Consider the following 15,689-nt stretch of genomic DNA (forward strand, 5'->3'; position numbering starts at 1 on the left):
GGGTGAGAAATGTGCCGGGTCTCACGATACTGGCTGCTACGGAACCGAGCGGATCCTCCTGACCAGCAGCGATCCCGCCAGGGCGAGGGCGCCCGCCAGTGCGTACAGGGCCGTGTACCCGCCGAGGTGGGTGACGACCGGGGCGGCGATCACCGGGGCCAGCACCTGCGGAAGCGCGTTGGCGATGTTGATGACGCCCAGGTCCTTGCCCCGGTCCTCGGCGGTCGGCAGCACGTCCGTGAGCAGGGCGAAGTCCACCGCCGTGTACACGCCGAAGCCGAGGCCCAGGATGAGCGAGGCCACGATCGCGCCGGTCCAGGTCTGCCAGACGGCCAGCAGCAGCGTGGCCGCCGCGATGACCAGCCCCGACCGGATGACGTAGGACTTGCGGCGGCCGGTGCGGTCCGACCGGATGCCGCTGATCACCACCGTGGAGAGCAGGGTGAGGGCGTTCAGCGCCGTCAGGATCAGGACGCCGGTGTCCGCGTCGCCCCGGTAGCGCACGGCGTCGGTGAGGTAGTAGAGCAGGTACATCGTGCTGATGGAGTACGAGAGGTTCATCAGGAACCGGGTCAGCCAGGCCCAGCCGAAGTCGGGATGGCGGCGCGGGTCGATCCAGAAGCCGGCCAGGAAGCCGCGCCACCGGAAGGCCGGCCGGGCGGCGGGGGCGAGCACCGAGTCCCGCCGCATCAGCACGTACGGCACGGCCGCGAGGACCGAGAAGGCCGCGCAGGCCAGATAGCCGGCGGTGATCCCTCCCGCGACGGTGGCCAGCGCCGTGCCGACCAGGATCCCGACGACCTGGGAGACGCCGAGCCAGCCGCCGACCAGCCCGCGCTGCCGGACGGGGACCTGGTCGGGGACGGCCGCGGTGAGCGCGGCGAAGGCGGCGTTGAGGGCGAGCTGCACCAGGCACCAGCCGACGATCACCACCGCGAGGCTCTGCGCGAGCCCCAGGACCACCAGGCCCGCGGCTCCGCCCGTCACCCCGGCGACCACCCAGGGGATACGGCGGCCCGCGCGCGCCGTCGTACGGTCGGACAGCGCTCCGAAGACGGGATTGGCGACCATCGAGACGGCCGCCCCCAGTCCCGTCACCAGAGCCAGGGTGGACGCCTTGTGGTCCGGGGTGAGGAGCTCGGCCTGGCGGGCCAGCAGCAACTGGAGCGGACCGAACCAGCCGACCCACACGCCGAGGTTGGCCAGGGACAGCGCGCTCACCCACCGGCCGCCGGGCGGCCTGGCGGCCGCGGCCTTCGGCCCGGCGGTCACCTGCCGCTCTTGATCAGGTCGCGGTACCAGGCGTACGACTCCTTGGGGGTCCGGGCGAGGGTCTCGTAGTCGACGTGGACCAGGCCGAACCGCTGCCGGTAGCCCTCCGCCCACTCGAAGTTGTCGAGGATGGACCAGATGAAGTAGCCGCGGACGTCGGCCCCCTCGGCCATCGCCTCGTGCAGGGCGCGCACGTGGCCCTCGTGGTAGGCGATCCGGCGCGCGTCCTCGATCCGGCCCGTGCCCGGATCCGGGCCGTCCCCGTACGAGCAGCCGTTCTCGGTGATGTACAGCGGCGGCAGCCGGTCCCCGTAGCGTTCGCGCAGGGTGGCGAGCAGTTCGCGCAGCCCGTCCGGGACCACCGGCCAGTCGAAGTCGGTGCGCTCGTACCCCTCGATCTGCCGGAGGCCGAAGGGGAGGCCGGAGGGGATCTCGATCCCGCCGAAGGCGGAGCCGCCGGCCGGGGTGGGGGCGCCGACGAGCATCGGGTTGTAGTAATTGACCCCGTACCAGTCCAGTGGGGCCGAGATCGCCTTGAGGTCCTCGGCCACCGGGCCGGGCAGCAGGGATTCCAGGCCGTCCGGGTAGGCGCCGGTCAGGATCGGGTCGGCGAACAGGCGGTTGGTGAGGGTGTCGTACAACGCGGCGGCGGCCCGGTCCTCCTCGCTCTCGCCGGCGGCCCACACGGGGCTGTGCGAGGCGGCTATGCCGATGTGGCGGGCGCCCGCCGCGCGCAGCGCCTGCACGCCCAGCCCGTGGGCCAGGAGCTGGTGGTGGGCGGCGGGCAGGGCGTCGAAGACGAGCTGCTTGCCCGGGGCGTGTTCGCCGAGGCCGTAGCCGAGGAGGGTGACCTCGGCGGGCTCGTTGATGGTGATCCACATCGGTACCCGGTCGGCGAGCCGCTCCGCGACCACCGAGGCGTACGCCGCGAACCGCTCCGCGGTGTCGCGCTCCAGCCAGCCGCCCCGCTCCTCCAGGGCGAGGGGGGTGTCCCAGTGGAAGAGGGTGGGCGCCGGATCGATCCCCGCGGCGCACAGCTCGTCGACGAGCCGGTCGTAGAAGTCCAGCCCCGCCCGGTTGACGGCCCCGTGCCCGTCGGGCAGGACCCGGGACCAGGAGACGGAGAACCGGTAGGCGTCCACGCCCAGTCCGCCCATCAGGGCCACGTCCTCGCGGTAGCGGCGGTAGTGGTCGGTGGCCACCTCCGCGTGCGAGCCGTCCTTGACGCGCCCCTCCTCCCGGGTGAAGGCGTCCCAGGAGGAGGGCCCCCGGCCGTCGGCGGCGGGCGAGCCCTCGATCTGGAAGGCGGAGGCGGAGACCCCCCAGCGGAAACCGGCGGGGAAACGGGGCACGGGCGGGGCGGGCGGCACGGGCGGTACGGACGCTGTCATGCGGACTCGCTTCGGTCGGGGACGCACGCGATCCCCGGCACGCACGGGTACGGGGACGCGCGCCGTCGGGCGCGCTGTTCACGGCACTTTCGGGTCCCCGGACCCGCCCTGTCAATGGAAAGTGAACAATTCTCAACTTTTCCCGGTGCGCGCCGCGTCGAGCAGGGCGAGCTGCTCCGAGCCGGCCTTCTCCAGCTCCCCGGCGAGCTCCCGTGCCTCCTCGGCCCCGCCCGAGGCGCGTTCGCCCGCGCAGAGCAGCAGCGCCTGCGTGAGGTGGGCACGCAGGGCGGCGGCGAAGACCCGGTCGAACTCCTCCCCCGACAGCGCTCCGGCCCTCCGTACGGTGTCGGAGCTGACCATGCCCGGCATGTCGTGCCCCTCGTGCGGGCGGTTGTCGGGCGCCGCGGACCGGACCAGCAGCCCGCGCAGCAGCGCCAGTTCGGCCTCCTGCCGGTCCGCCGCCCGCTGCGCGAGCCGGGCCAGCGCCGGGTCCCCTGCCCGCGCCGGCGCCAGCTCCGTCAGCAGCCGGGCCCGCTCGTCCATGGGGATCATCAGCTGGATCCAGGCGATGTCGGTGGCGTTGAAGGCCGCGGCCCGCGGCGCCCCGCCCACCGGCTGCGCGGTGCAGCCGGTGAGCAGGAGCGCCGCGAGCAGCAGCACCCGTACGGGCCGCCGGGTCAGAACGTACCGGCGGAGTTGCACTTGGCGCTCTGTACGACGCAGTCCTTCACGCGGTGACCCAGGGCCGCGTCCTCCCAGGCGTTGAAGAAGTCGCCGTGGATGGAGGAGGCCATGCCCGAGGACAGGGAGAGGCCGTCCGGGCTCCCGCCGGTCGGGTAGCCGATCACGAAGGAGACGGAGGGGATGGCCACCGGATAGGCGCCCCCGCACCTGCCGTTGACCGTGGTGAAGGACACGTGCGACTTGTGGTCCGGGCTGTCGAGGTGCTTGCCGTCCCAGCAGTCGGGGAAGACGAGCTGGTACACGAGCTTGGCGTTCGGCGCGCACACCGGCCAGTTGCCGTCGGAGCTGCGGCCGATCTCGCCGCCCTCGCCCGCGCACCAGAACTGGTTCACCGAGCCGGCCGGAGTGGGCACCTGCGACTTGGCGTTGCCCGCGATCATCCGGAAGCCCCGCGGGAACGGCACCGTGGCCGTGGGGTCGGCCAGCCGGGACCCGTAGTAGACGATCATGCCCTCGGGTTCGACGGCCGCGCCGTGCTCGTAGAGGGTCGGGATCCAGTAACTGGAGAGGTCCTCGGCGGGGGTGCAGCTCGTCGCGGTGTGCGAGGCCAGGGACTCCGCCGTGCTGAAGGCGTCCGTGCTGCGGTTGCCGAAGAAGCTGTGCATGTGCGACGCACCCGGCAGGCCCGGGGCCACGATCGGGTCGTCGGGCTTGGAATGGCTATAGACGCAGGTGGCGTTGAACTCCGGGACCCGGACGGCGTTCGCGGGCACCGGCGCGGGGGTCATCGCCCGGAACCCGGCCAGTTGCGCGTCCCACTTCGCCTGGTCGACCTTCACCCAGCCCTGCGAGGAACCGGCGCCGAAGGAGAACCAGTTGATGTTCACGAAGTCCCCGGCCCCGCTGCCGCGCAGGACCGCGAACACCGTCTGCGGGCCGGCGGGATGACCGGCCACGTCAGCGGTCCGCGTCGCCCAGCTCTGCCAGCCGCCGGTGGAGGTGATGTCGAATTGCGCGAGCAGCGGGCCCGTCACGGACCCGGTGCGCAGTTCGACGGCGCCGCCGCCGACCGCGGAGGCCACCCGGGCCGAGACGGTCAGGGGGCCGGAGGCGCCCAGGTCGACGTGGTCGAAGCGCATCCAATCGCCGCCCGCGAGGTACGCGGCGTTCTGCCCCCCGCCCGTGTCGCCGGTCGCTTCGAGCTGCACGCCGGACTGCGCCGCGTACGACTCGGCCTGGACGAGCACGGTGTCGGCGGCCCGCGCGGGCGCGCTGGTCACCGTGGCCGAGAGGCTCGCGGCCAGCACGGTGGCCAGGGCCCCCGCGAGGAGGGCGTGGAGCGTGAACCGGGGTTTTCGCATGGCGATTCCTTGCCTGCCGGTGGAGGGGGGAAAGGGAGGAAAGGGGCTGCCCGGCGGAGGCCGGGCAGCCCCGGCGGATCACTGGTAGACGCGCACGTAATCGACGAGCATCCGGGCGGGGAACGGCGTGCCGGGATCGGTCGGACCGGGCCAGTCACCGCCCACCGCGAGGTTGAGGATCATGTACGAGGGGTGGTCGAAGACCCACGGCCCGCGGGTGCGCTCCACCTGCTCCTTGTCGAGCGTGAAGACGGTCCGCCCGTCCAGGCTGTAGACGATGCCCTTGCTGTTCCAGTCGGCGGCCCAGACGTGGTAGTCGTCGGAGAAGTCCGCGTCCTGCGGCAGCTTGTACGGGCCGCCGATGCCGCCGCCGCCGTTGTAGGCGGGCGCGTGGACGGTGGAGTACGAGGTCTTCACGTCCTTGCCGAGGACCTCCATGATGTCGATCTCGCCGTTGTACGGCCACGGGCGCCCGGTCAGGAAGTCGCCGCCCATCATCCAGAACGCCGGCCACAGACCGTTCCCCTTGGGAACCTTGATCCGGGCTTCGACGCGCCCGTACGTGAACTGGAAGGTGGCCCCCGTGTTCATCCGCGCCGAGGTGTACTGGCAGGTGGTGCTGCCGGTCAGCGGGTCGGGCGGGCAGCCCTTGCCGGGCGTGGCCTCCTTGCGGGCCTCCATGACGAGATGGCCCGCGCCGTCCGTCGCGGCGTTCTGGTGGTCGGTGTAGTACTCCAGCTCGCCGTTCTGCCCGGTTCCCGGGTCCGCACGCCACTTGGCCGGGTCGGGCTTGCCGGCCGCGGGGCCGTCGAACTCGTCGCTCCACACCAGCCTCGGCGGGTTCGCGGGGTCCGGCGGGAGCGGCGGGGGCGTCACCGGGGCGCCGCCGGTGCCGTACACCTGGAACTCCCACAGGGAGTATCCGTACGGGGTCGCGCGCTCGGTGCCGTACATCCGCACGTACCGCCCGGAGCCCGAGACGGTCAGCGTCTGCTTGAAGCCCGTGCCCGCCGTCGTGGAGTAGACCGGGGTCCAGGTGTTCCCGTCCGGGGAGACCTGGATCTGGAAGGACTTCGCGTAGGCCGGGTCCCACTGGAGGACGACCTTGTGGATCTGCGCGGGCGCGCCGAGGTCCACGGAGATCCAGCCGGGATCGGTCCAGCCGGTGACGGGGCTGGTCGCCCAACGGGAGGCGGGATCGCGGTCGAAGGCCCTGGCCGGGGTGCACTCCCAGCAGTTCCCGTCGGCCTGCGAGGAGGAGGCCGCGCCCGTCCTGCCGTACGAGAGGAGCGCGTCGCCGCCGTCACCGGTGCCCGGGGTCCCGTAGACCTGGAACTCCCAGAGGGAGTAGCCGTATCCGGTGGCGCGCTGGGTCCCGTACATCCGCACGTAGCGGCCGGCTCCGGAGACGGTCAGGTTCTGGGTGCCGCCGGCGCCGGCGGTCGTCCCGTAGACCGTGGTCCAGGTCGCGGCGTCGTTCGAGACCTGGATCTGGAAGGCCTTGGCGTACGCGGCCTCCCAGGTGAGGGAGACCCTGCTGATCGTGGCGGCGGACCCCAGGTCCACCTGGATCCACTGCGGGTCCGCGAAGGCGCTGGACCAGCGGGTGCCGAGGTTGCCGTCGACGGCGCTCGCGGGGCTGTAGCCGGGCTCGCTGCCGGAGACGGTGACGGATCTGCCCTGCGACAGCAGGGTTTCGGCGGCCCGGGCGGGGGAGGCGGGGAGGGTGCTGAAGGTGAGGAGGGTCAAGGCGACGGCGAAGAGTAAGCCGAGGCGGCGCAGCGACGGAGGCACGGCGGCTCCTGGAACGAGGGGGGAAACGAGGGGGGAAGGTGAGAACCGGGGGAGGCGGAGAGGGGGCTGGGGAGCGCTCCCTGAGGGGTGAGGATGGGGCGGCCCCCCGGGGCTGTCAAGGTGTCCCGTCATCGGGCGGACATAGGGGCGACCTCGGTTCGTCCCCTGATGGAGCGTTCTCTCGGTGCCCGCACACCCCACGGTGAACGGGGCTGACCAGGAGGAATACCGCCCGGGCCCCCGCCCGGTCCTCACTCCAGGGCAACACCCTGCGCAACGGCGACTGTTGACAGTCGATCAGGCTCCGGGTCACCATCGCGGGAGAACGCTCCCCCGCGGACCGTCCGTCCGACCCGGCGGCGCCGCCGCCGAACGGAACGGGCCGGTATGAGAAGACCCACCCTGGAAGTGGTCGCCGCCCGCGCGGGCGTGTCCCGATCGAGCGTCTCCCGTGTCGTCAACGGGGAGACCACGGTGGCGCCCGAGATCCGCGAGGTCGTCCTGCGGGCCGTGCGCGAACTGGGCTACGTGCCCAACGCCGCCGCCCGGAACCTGGTCACCCGCCGGACCCACGCGATCGCGGTCGTCGTCTCCGACCCTCCCCAGGGCGTGGTCTCCGACGACCCCCTGTTCTCCACCGTGGTCCGCGCCGTCAGCAGGGAACTGGAGGCCGCCGGAAAACAGGTCGTGCTCATGCTCGCCGAATCCGACCGGAGCCGGGCCCGGGTCGAGGAGTACGTGGCCGGCGGACACGTGGACGGCGTCATGCTCGTCGCCCTCCACGGCACGGACCCCCTGCCCGCCGCCCTGGCCAGGACGGGCCTGCCGGTCGCCTCGTTCAACCGCACCGGCGCCCAGGACGTGCCGTACGTGGAACTGGACAACGCGGCGGGCGCCGCGCTCGCCGTGCGCCACCTCCTGGAACGCGGCCGGCGCAGGATCGCGACCATCACCGGACCGCTGGACCTCTTCGAGTCCCGCGAGCGCCTCGACGGCTACCGCGCCGCCCTGCGCGACACCGGCCGCCGGTCCATCGTGGCGCTGGGCGACTTCACCCGGGCCTCCGGCGCCGAGGCCATGCGGCAGCTCCTGGAGGACGACCCGGCGCTGGACGCGGTGTTCGCGGCCAACGACCTGATGGCGATCGGCGCCCTGCGCACCCTGCGGCAAGCGGGCCGCCGGGTCCCCGAGGACGTCGCCGTCGTCGGCTTCGACGACATCGAGGCCGCCGCCTACACCGTCCCGGCCCTCACCTCCGTGCGCAGCCCCATGGCCGACCAGGCCACGGCCACGGTGCGGCTGCTCCTCGGCCTGATCGAGGGCGGCCCCAGGGACCGGGTGGTCATGCCGAACGACCTCGTGGTCCGCGAGTCGTCCTGAGGGAGCGCTCCCTCAGGACGTGCGCGCCCCGGCCGGGCCCGTCACGTCCCGTACGTGCCGCAGCCCCGGCCCCGCCAGGACCTCGTGCAGCTGCTGGAACACCTGCCGGGCGCCCACGGCGTTCCAGTCCGCGGGGAGCAGCTCCGCGGGGAGGCCCGGGTCGAGGTAGGGCAGCCGCCGCCACTCGGTGAGCATCGGCACGTAGTGGCGGAAGGCCTCGGCCGCGTCGATGTCGTCCTGCAGCGCGAGCTTCGCGGCGACCGGCGCGTACGCGCCGGTGAAGGTGGCGTACTGGGCCTGGATCGCCGGGAAGTCCCACCAGGAGCTGACCGCCTCCGGCAGGTCGCTGAAGGCGGCGTAGTCGGCGGCCGCGAACAGATGGACGTACTCGCTCAGGCCGAGCCGGACGAGCATGTCGCGCGCGTCCTCCAGGAGCCGGCCCGGCGCCAGCCACACGCCGGGGGCGATGTTGCCGAAGCCGAGCCAGGTCAGCCTGGTGCGCAGCTGGTAGCGGTGGGAGCGCTCGGACTCCGGTACGGAGAAGACCGCCATGGCCCAGCCGTCGTCGAGGTCCGCCGGTTCGAGGCTGGCGAAGATGCGCCGGTCACCGGCGTCGAAGACGGGGTGGACGGCCGGACTGAGCCGGTACCCGGTGGCCCCGCGGCGCTCCGGTTCGAGAACGCCCTTCTTCTTGAGTCGGGAGATGGCCGAGCGCACGGCCTGGCTCTCCACGCCGAGTTCCGACATGAGCGTGATCAGGTCGGCGACGGAGATCCAGCCGCCGCTCCCGCGCACGAAGGCCCCGTAGACCGTACTGATCAACGAGCTGGGCCTGAGGGGGCTGTCCGACATGATCACCTTCCCGTGGTGTGGGGTGGTGATCCTATCGAGGGGCCGCGGCCGGGCCGCCTCCGGTCACCCCTCGGCCGGCGTCCCGGGCCCCCTCTCCGGGTTCAGGGGCGCCTGCGCGTACGCGCCGGAGAGGAGATGGCCGGCGCCGGGGGCGACGGCCGGCAGGTCGAGGGCGCGCAGCATCTGGTGGGCGGTGCAGACGGCAGCGGAGACGACCGGCTTGCCGAGGAGCTGCTCGGCCTCCTCGATGGCGCCGAGCGAGGGCATCTGCACGCAGGCCGACAGCACGACCGCGTCCGCGTCCGCGTAGTCCAGGGCGCGGGCCAGCCCGGGGAGCCGGGCCGGATCGTGGGCGGCCACGTCGAGGTTGTTCGGGATCTCCAGGGCCTGGTAGTCGAGGACCTCGATGCCCTCGTGGGTGAGGTAGTCGACGACGGTCCGCGTGAGCGGGCGCATGTACGGGGCCAGCAGGGCCACCTTCCGGGCGCCCATGGTGTGCAGCCCGTGCACGAGGGCGCCGGCGCTGGTGACCACCGGGGCGGGGGCCCCGTTCTCCACGGTGCGCGTGTGCAGGCGCTCCTCGGAGGTGCGGTGGTAGCCGAGGCCCATGCTCATGATGGCGACCAGACAAGCGTAGCCGAGTACGTCGACCCGCGCGTCCGAGAGCTCCACGGCACAGCGGTCGGAATCGGCGTCCATGGCCTTGAGCTGCTCCGGCGTCACATGGGTCATGCGCATCCGGCTGGAGTGGAAGGTGAAGCGGTCGTCGGGCGCGATCTCCATGCGGGCGCGCAGGATCGCGGGCACCTCGGTTTCCATGGTGACGTTGGAGCTGGGGACGATCTGGCCGATGCGGTGGGTACGGGGCTGCACGGGTGCTCCTCGATGGTCGGGTGGGGGCGCCGGGGGTCGGTCCGGCAGGGTCAGCGGGCGTCGACGACGGGGTTGGCGAGTGTGCCGATGATCTCGACCGTGGCCTCGACGGTGTCGCCCGGCACGAGGAACTCGGGCGGGACCATGCCGGCGCCGACACCGGACGGGGAGCCGGTCGCGATGACGTCGCCGGGCTCCAGGGTCACTCCCGAGCTGATGTCGGCGATGAGCCGGGCGATGGGGAACAGCATGTGGCGGGTGTTGGACTTCTGCTTGGTGACGCCGTTCACCCGCAGTTCGAGGTCGAGGTCCATCGGGTCCGGCACCTCGTCGGCGGTGACCACGGCAGGGCCGAAGGGGGCGTAGGAATCCTGGCCCTTGGAGAAGAACCACTGGCCCGAGCGGCGCTGGTCGCGGGCGCTGATGTCGTTGACGATGCTGTAGCCGAAGATGTGCCCGTACGCCTCCTCCTCGGTCACCCGGAAAGCGGCCCGGCCGATGACCACGGCGAGTTCGCACTCCCAGTCGAGCTGCGTCGTGAGGTCGGCGTTGTGCAGGATCGGCGCCCCGGGGCCCGTGACGGCGGTGGCGGGCTTGCTGAACAGCACCGGACGCGGGGGCAGGTCCTTGTCGGTGTCCAGGCTCCGGCTGGACTCCTCCACGTGCTCCACGTAGTTCAGCCCCACCCCGATGATCTTGCCGGGGCGCAGCGGGGCGCGCAGCGTGACCTCCTCCAGGCGGTGCACGGCCCCGGCGGGCCGGTCCGCGCAGTCGCCGGCCAGGAGACGGGCGGCCGTCTCCCGGGCGGGGGCGCCGGCCCGGACGAAGGAGAGCAGGTCGGCGGGCAGCTCGGCGCCCGCGTGGCGGGCGAGGGCCGCGAGGTCGTACACCAGGCCGTCGACCTGGGCGCCCAGGCGGTCGGCGGTGCCGGTCATGGGCGCGGTCGTGTAGGTCACCAGTCGCATCGGTGGCTCCTAGGGGGAGTGAGGGGAGGGGGAGAAGGCAGCGGGTGCGGGCGCGGGCCCGGCGGGGTGCGCCGCCGCACCGGGACCGGTGTCAGGGCCGGCGGTCCGGTGCGGCGACGCGGCTCAGGAGGCGGGCTGGTGCCCGCCGTTGTCCGGGTACGCCTCTTCGCGGTGGAAGCCGAGGGAGCGCATCACGGGGAAATCGTTGAAGGAGAACAGGCAGGCGTCCTCGGACCGGTCGAGGTTGTGGTGCTCGTGCCAGGCCCAGGAGGGGACGCAGAAGATGTCGCCCTGCTTCCACTCGAAGCGCTGCCCGGCGATCACCGAGACGCCGTGCCCCTTGGCCGCCGTGTAGATGACCGACCCGGTGTGGCGGTGGGCCAAGGTGGCCTGGCCCGGGCGCAGCAGCTGCATGTGGGCGCTCATGGTGGGCATCACCGAACCGCCGGTCACCGGGTTGGTGTACTCCGCGATGACCCCGTCGTACGGGGAGCCGGCGGTGGCCGAGGCCAGGCCGCGCAGGGCCTCGTAGGTCTGCTCCCAGGGGTAGGCCAGCAGCGGGGAGTAGGGGCGGGTCCACTTCTCGGAGCCGTACGGGAGCAGGTTCGCGGCGTAGGTCAGGACGGAGGAGTTCACCACCTTCCCGGGCTGCTGGTACAGCTCGGGGTGGACCTCGTAGAACCCGGCGTCCAAGGCGTTGACCAGCGGGATGTCGAGGCCGTCCTGCCAGATCACCGGCCCGTCGGAGGCGTCGTTGCCGTGCTCGTGCCAGGTTCCGTTCGGGGTGATCGCGAAGTCGCGCGGTCCGACCTTCAGCTTCTGGCCGTCCACGATCGTCCACGCCCCGGTGCCCTCGTGCACGAAGCGCAGCGCCGCGGCCTGGTGGCGGTGGGCGGTCATCGCCTCGCCCGGACCCATGATCTGCAGCCCGGTGTAGAGGAGTCCGGCGGCGGCACTGACGTCCCTGCGGCCGGGATTGACCAGCATCACGACGCGTCGGCCCGCGTCGTCGGCCCGGACCAGGCCGAGGGCCTTGTGGACGAGGGGCCGCAGCTCCTCGTAACGCCACAGCACGGGAACGGACTTGGGCTGCGGGTACCAGGGCTCGATGTCGTTCGCCACCGTCCACAGCGCACCGGCCTCCAGGGCTTCGAGCTCGCCGTAGTAGGCGGTGAGCTCAGGGGTGTCGGACACCCGGGCGCGGCCGAGTGCGGTGTCGTCCTGGTCGGTGGTCATGCGTCCTCCTCGGGGGCGGCGGTGGTCGGTGCGGTGTGCGGGACGGGCTGCGGGACGGTGAAGGTGACCGGCGTGCGGGGCCGGTTGTCCACTTCGAGGCGGAAGACGTCGAAGCGGTTGTAGTGCCCGGTGATGTCGTGCATCTGCTTGGGCTGGATGCACCGGTTCAGGTCGATCTCGGCGTAGACGATGCCCTCGGCGTCGACGAGCGGCTCGGTGACCGGGCGGCCGTCGGGCCCGAAGATGCCCGACAGGGCGCTGCGCGGCCGGGCGAACAGGGCCCGGACCGCCTCGTCCTCACCGGCGACCGCGTCGACGATCTCGGGGGAGACGGTGGAGCAGGCGACCACCGAGAAGACCTTGCCCTCGAAGCTGTGGGCCGCGGTCCGGACGGCGATGGCCTCGGCCATGTCGTAGTCGGTGGGGGCCACGGGCAGGGCGATGTAACAGGCCGCGTGGACCAGTTCGCCCTGGGCCAGGAGCGTGAAACGGGCCAGGGTGTTGGTGTTCTCCCCGCACGCCAGGGCGCCGACCGGGCCGACGGGGGTCTGGTGGACGCGCAGGGAACTGCCGTCGCCACCGGTCCAGGTGAGCTTCTCCGCCCAGGTGGGCACCAGCTTGCGGTGCACACCGAGCAGTTCGCCGTCGGGGCCGATGGTCAGCAGCGTGTTGTACAGCACGCCCAGGCTGTGCGGGGCGCGTTCGTTCACGCCGATGACCAGCACGACCCCGTACTGGCGGGCGGCCGCGCGCAGGGTGTCGACGTGCGGGCCCGGGATGTCGATGGACGCACGCTGCAGGCGCTCGAACCAGGGCGAGCCCTGGACCGGATTCATCGTCCAGTTCCAGTACGGGTATCCGGGGACGAACGCCTCGGGGAAGACGATGAGTTCGGCGCCCTTCCCGGCGGCCTCCGCGATCAGGGCCACGGCCTTGTCGACGGTGGCGGCGGGGTCGAGGTAGACGGGAGCGGCCTGGACGGCGGCCGCCGTGAAGCGGGGCAGGTCGTTCGGGGGACGGGTCTCCATGGGATCTCGGCCGTTTCGTTCAGAGGGCCGGCGCGGCGACGCGCGGCAGCCATCGCTGGTGCACCGGTGCGGCGGGCCGCCGCAGCAGTTCGAGGCGGGGCGGCACCCGGTCGGTGCGCGCCGCCGGCGGCCGGGCGCTGCCCGCCCGCCAGGACCGGGCCCACGGGGCGGCCGGCCCGCGGTACCCCTGGGCCACGGCCGCGTGCAGCGTCCACAGCGGGTCGTGGAGCTGGGCGCGGCCCACCGCGCACAGGTCGGCGCGGCCCGCCAGGATCACCGAGTTCACGTCGTCGTAGGTGGAGATCGCGCCGACGGCGATGGTCGCCATCCCGGTGGTGTTGCGGATCAGGTCGGCGTACGGGGTCTGGTAGCTGCGTCCGAAGGGGGGCCGCTCGTGGGAGACGACCTCACCGGTCGAGACGTCGATCGCATCGGCGCCCGCCGCGGCCAGGGCGCGGGCGATGTGCACGGCGTCCGCCGCGTCCAGGCCGCCCTCGGCCCAGTCGGCGGCCGAGACGCGCACCAGCAGTGCTTTCCCGGCCGGCCACACCGCCCGTACCGCGCCCAGCACTTCGAGCGGGAAGCGCAGCCGGTTCGCCACCGCCCCGCCGTACTCGTCCGTGCGCAGGTTGGTCAGCGGGGAGAGGAACCCCGACATCAGATGACCGTGCCCGTACTGGAGTTCCAGGACGTCGAAGCCGGCCCGGTCGGCGCGCTCGGCCGCGCGCACGAAGTCCCGTACGACCAGGTCCATATCGGCGCGGCTCGCCTCGCGGGGCACCTGCCCGCCCTCCTCCCAGGGCAGAGCGGACGCGGCCAGCAGCGGGGATGCGGCCGCCGGAGGCCCCCCGGCGGCCCGCCGGCCGGCGTGGGTGACCTGGATGCCGAGACAGGTGTCCGACTGGCCGTGCACGAAGGCGGTGATCCGGCGCCACGCGGCCTCCTGCTCGTCGGTCCACAGGCCGGGACAGCCCGCGTCGGTGCGGCCGTCGGCGCTGACCGCCGTCATCCCGGCGATGACCAGGGCCGCGCCGCCCAGGGACTGGGTGCCCAGGTGGACGAGGTCGAAGTCGCCCGGGACTCCGTCGACGGCCGTCGACAGGGCCATGGGAGGGACGACGATCCGGTTGCGCAGGCGCAGGCCGCCGATCCGGAAGGGCCGGAACATGGGCGGTACCGGCGCCGAGGCGTTGACGGCGGTCGTGAACTCCTCGTCGCGCACCCGCAGGTTGTCGTAGGTGACGCGGCGACTGCGGGTCAGCAGGTTGAAGGCGAACTGGTGCGGCTCCTGGCCGGTGTACCGGTCGATGTTCTCGAACCACTCAAGGCTCGCCTGCGCCGCCCGCTGCGTGGACTCCACGACCGGCCTGCGCTCCTCCTCGTAGGCGGCCAGCGCGCTCTGAACGTCCGGGTGCTCGTGCAGGCAGGCGGCCAAAGCCAGGGAGTCCTCCATGGCGAGCTTGGTGCCGGAGCCGATGGAGAAGTGGGCCGTGTGCGCGGCGTCCCCGAGCAGCACGGTGTTGCCGTGCCGCCAGGTCCGGTTGCGCACGGTGGTGAAGCGGAGCCACTTCGAGTTGTTGGGGATGAGGCGGTGGCCGTCCAGGTGCCCGGCGAGGATCTCCTCGCAGCGGCGGATCCCCTCCTCGTCACTGGCGCCGGGCGCGAGGTCCGGGCCCGCGGATCCGGCGAAGCCGCCGCGCCGCCAGGTGTCCTCGTCCATCTCGACGATGAAGGTGGAGCGGGTGTGGTCGTACGGATACGCGTGCACCTGGAGCGTGCCGAAGTCCCGTTCCTCGACGATGAAGGTGAAGGCCTCGAAGACCTTGTCCGTGCCGAGCCACATGTAGCGGCCCGCGCGCTCGTCGAGATCGGTGCCGAAGGTGTCGGCGTAGGCGGCCCGGGTGGCCGAGCGCACGCCGTCGCAGGCGACCACCAGATCGTATTCCGCGGCCAGTTGCTCCGGCGGCGGGGACTGCGTGCGGTAGCGGACGTCCACCTCCAGGGCGGCGCAGCGCTCTTGGAGGATCTGCAGCAGCCGACGTCGGCCCAGCGCGGCGAAACCGTGCCCGCCGGAGGTGAGGGTCCGGCCGCGGTGGCGCACGTCGATGTCGCTCCAGCGGGCGAACTCCGCCGACATCGCGGCGTGTACGAAGGGATCGGCCTGCGCGATGCCGTCGAGGGTCTCGTCGGAGAAGACCACCCCGAAGCCGAAGGTGTCGTCGGGAGCGTTGCGCTCCCAGACGGTCACCTCCCAGTGCGGGGAGATCTGCTTGGCCAGGGCGGCGAAGTACAGGCCGCCCGGCCCGCCTCCGATGACTGCTATGCGCACAGGGCGCCTCCTCGGTTGTTCTCGATCAGTTCGGGGGCCTGCCGGCCGGCCTTCGTCAGGACCTCGCGGACCTCGGCGGGCCAGGGGGTGGTTCCCGTCGCGCGGGCGGCGGAGTGGGCGATCACCATGCGGCCGGTGGCGGCCTCCGCCCCCTCCTCGCCGCGGACGGTGAAGGCGTAGTGGAGGGAGGCCGTGCCGACCTTGGTGACCCGCAGCTCGGTCCGCACGGCCTCGCCGAACCAGAGCCGGGCCCGGTAGTCCGCCTCGTAGTGGACCCGGGGCGTGCTGCCGAAGAGGTGCGACAGGCCCAGGCGGCGCAGCAGCACGGCCTCGGCCGCCTCGACCCAGCGCACCACGGTGGAGTGGTGGTAGTGGCCCGCCGCGTCGGTGTCGGTCCACTCGACCCGGCGCTCGACGACGACGCTGGGCAGGTGGGGCACCTGCGCCTCGGGACACCCGGCGGCGCAACCGCCGTCGTCCGGTGCCGCGGTGGCGGTGGCGGTGGCGGGAGCGGGAGCGGGGGC

The 15,689-nt window shown here is 72.8% G+C and carries 13 protein-coding genes; 1 reads left to right on the forward strand and 12 read right to left on the reverse strand.

All coding sequences use genetic code 11. The features are described from left to right. Positions 1-36 precede the first annotated feature (36 nt). The 5 genes from ABZY57_RS11740 to ABZY57_RS11760 all read right to left on the reverse strand — a co-directional run bounded on the left by ABZY57_RS11740 (position 37) and on the right by ABZY57_RS11760 (position 6,457). A complete protein-coding gene (locus ABZY57_RS11740) occupies positions 37-1,272 on the reverse strand; it encodes an MFS transporter (RefSeq protein ID WP_356510700.1) in 1,236 nt (411 codons plus the stop codon). Beyond that, positions 1,269-2,663, reverse strand: coding sequence for a GH1 family beta-glucosidase (locus ABZY57_RS11745; protein ID WP_356510702.1), 1,395 nt, complete (start codon positions 2,661-2,663; stop codon positions 1,269-1,271). The genes ABZY57_RS11740 and ABZY57_RS11745 overlap by 4 nt, the downstream gene beginning before the upstream one ends. Before the next feature lie 132 nt (positions 2,664-2,795). Further along, on the reverse strand, positions 2,796-3,365 hold the full coding sequence (locus ABZY57_RS11750; protein WP_356510704.1) for a DUF305 domain-containing protein: 570 nt from the start codon (positions 3,363-3,365) through the stop codon (positions 2,796-2,798). Then, positions 3,341-4,708, reverse strand: a complete 1,368-nt coding sequence (locus ABZY57_RS11755; protein WP_356510706.1) for a DUF1996 domain-containing protein — start codon at positions 4,706-4,708, stop codon at positions 3,341-3,343. The genes ABZY57_RS11750 and ABZY57_RS11755 overlap by 25 nt, the downstream gene beginning before the upstream one ends. A 78-nt stretch (positions 4,709-4,786) precedes the next feature. Next, positions 4,787-6,457, reverse strand: coding sequence for a discoidin domain-containing protein (locus ABZY57_RS11760; RefSeq protein WP_356510746.1), 1,671 nt, complete (start codon positions 6,455-6,457; stop codon positions 4,787-4,789). Positions 6,458-6,889: 432 nt separating this feature from the next. Here ABZY57_RS11760 and ABZY57_RS11765 point away from each other — a divergent pair, with 432 nt between their 5' ends. Further along, complete coding sequence (locus ABZY57_RS11765) at positions 6,890-7,882, forward strand: LacI family DNA-binding transcriptional regulator (protein WP_356510708.1); 993 nt, start codon at positions 6,890-6,892, stop codon at positions 7,880-7,882. Between the two features lie 12 nt (positions 7,883-7,894). Here the strand turns inward: ABZY57_RS11765 and ABZY57_RS11770 are convergent, their stop codons facing one another. The 7 genes from ABZY57_RS11770 to ABZY57_RS11800 all read right to left on the reverse strand — a co-directional run bounded on the left by ABZY57_RS11770 (position 7,895) and on the right by ABZY57_RS11800 (position 15,605). Next, the gene (locus tag ABZY57_RS11770) at positions 7,895-8,734 is read right to left on the reverse strand and encodes a PaaX family transcriptional regulator C-terminal domain-containing protein (protein WP_356510710.1); all 840 of its coding nucleotides are present in this window, start codon (positions 8,732-8,734) and stop codon (positions 7,895-7,897) included. 63 nt (positions 8,735-8,797) lie between these two features. Further along, the gene (locus ABZY57_RS11775) at positions 8,798-9,607 is read right to left on the reverse strand and encodes an Asp/Glu racemase (protein WP_356510712.1); all 810 of its coding nucleotides are present in this window, start codon (positions 9,605-9,607) and stop codon (positions 8,798-8,800) included. Positions 9,608-9,657: 50 nt separating this feature from the next. Continuing rightward, positions 9,658-10,572, reverse strand: a complete 915-nt coding sequence (locus ABZY57_RS11780; RefSeq protein ID WP_356510714.1) for a fumarylacetoacetate hydrolase family protein — start codon at positions 10,570-10,572, stop codon at positions 9,658-9,660. Between the two features lie 123 nt (positions 10,573-10,695). Beyond that, positions 10,696-11,808, reverse strand: coding sequence for a cupin domain-containing protein (locus tag ABZY57_RS11785; protein ID WP_356510716.1), 1,113 nt, complete (start codon positions 11,806-11,808; stop codon positions 10,696-10,698). Further along, complete coding sequence (locus ABZY57_RS11790; protein WP_356510718.1) at positions 11,805-12,836, reverse strand: carbon-nitrogen hydrolase family protein; 1,032 nt, start codon at positions 12,834-12,836, stop codon at positions 11,805-11,807. The genes ABZY57_RS11785 and ABZY57_RS11790 overlap by 4 nt, the downstream gene beginning before the upstream one ends. 19 nt (positions 12,837-12,855) lie before the next feature. Continuing rightward, on the reverse strand, positions 12,856-15,165 hold the full coding sequence (locus tag ABZY57_RS11795; RefSeq protein ID WP_356510720.1) for an FAD-dependent monooxygenase: 2,310 nt from the start codon (positions 15,163-15,165) through the stop codon (positions 12,856-12,858). After that, entirely contained in the window at positions 15,156-15,605 is a 450-nt protein-coding gene (locus ABZY57_RS11800) for an acyl-CoA thioesterase (protein WP_356510748.1), read from the reverse strand. Before ABZY57_RS11800 ends, ABZY57_RS11795 begins: the two co-directional genes overlap by 10 nt. Positions 15,606-15,689 lie beyond the last annotated feature (84 nt).

It is taken from the genome of Streptomyces sp. NPDC006450, assembly GCF_040612195.1.
Lineage (GTDB): Bacteria > Actinomycetota > Actinomycetes > Streptomycetales > Streptomycetaceae > Streptomyces.

What these genes read in the sequence shown, in the direction of transcription:
- ABZY57_RS11745 (WP_356510702.1), bottom strand. Translation starts at nt 2,663, where the DNA reads ATGACAGCGTCCGTACCGCCCGTGCCGCCCGCCCCGCCCGTGCCCCGT.
- ABZY57_RS11755 (WP_356510706.1), bottom strand. Translation starts at nt 4,708, where the DNA reads ATGCGAAAACCCCGGTTCACGCTCCACGCCCTCCTCGCGGGGGCCCTG.
- ABZY57_RS11765 (WP_356510708.1), top strand. Translation starts at nt 6,890, where the DNA reads ATGAGAAGACCCACCCTGGAAGTGGTCGCCGCCCGCGCGGGCGTGTCC.
- ABZY57_RS11770 (WP_356510710.1), bottom strand. Translation starts at nt 8,734, where the DNA reads ATGTCGGACAGCCCCCTCAGGCCCAGCTCGTTGATCAGTACGGTCTAC.
- ABZY57_RS11780 (WP_356510714.1), bottom strand. Translation starts at nt 10,572, where the DNA reads ATGCGACTGGTGACCTACACGACCGCGCCCATGACCGGCACCGCCGAC.
- ABZY57_RS11785 (WP_356510716.1), bottom strand. Translation starts at nt 11,808, where the DNA reads ATGACCACCGACCAGGACGACACCGCACTCGGCCGCGCCCGGGTGTCC.
- ABZY57_RS11790 (WP_356510718.1), bottom strand. Translation starts at nt 12,836, where the DNA reads ATGGAGACCCGTCCCCCGAACGACCTGCCCCGCTTCACGGCGGCCGCC.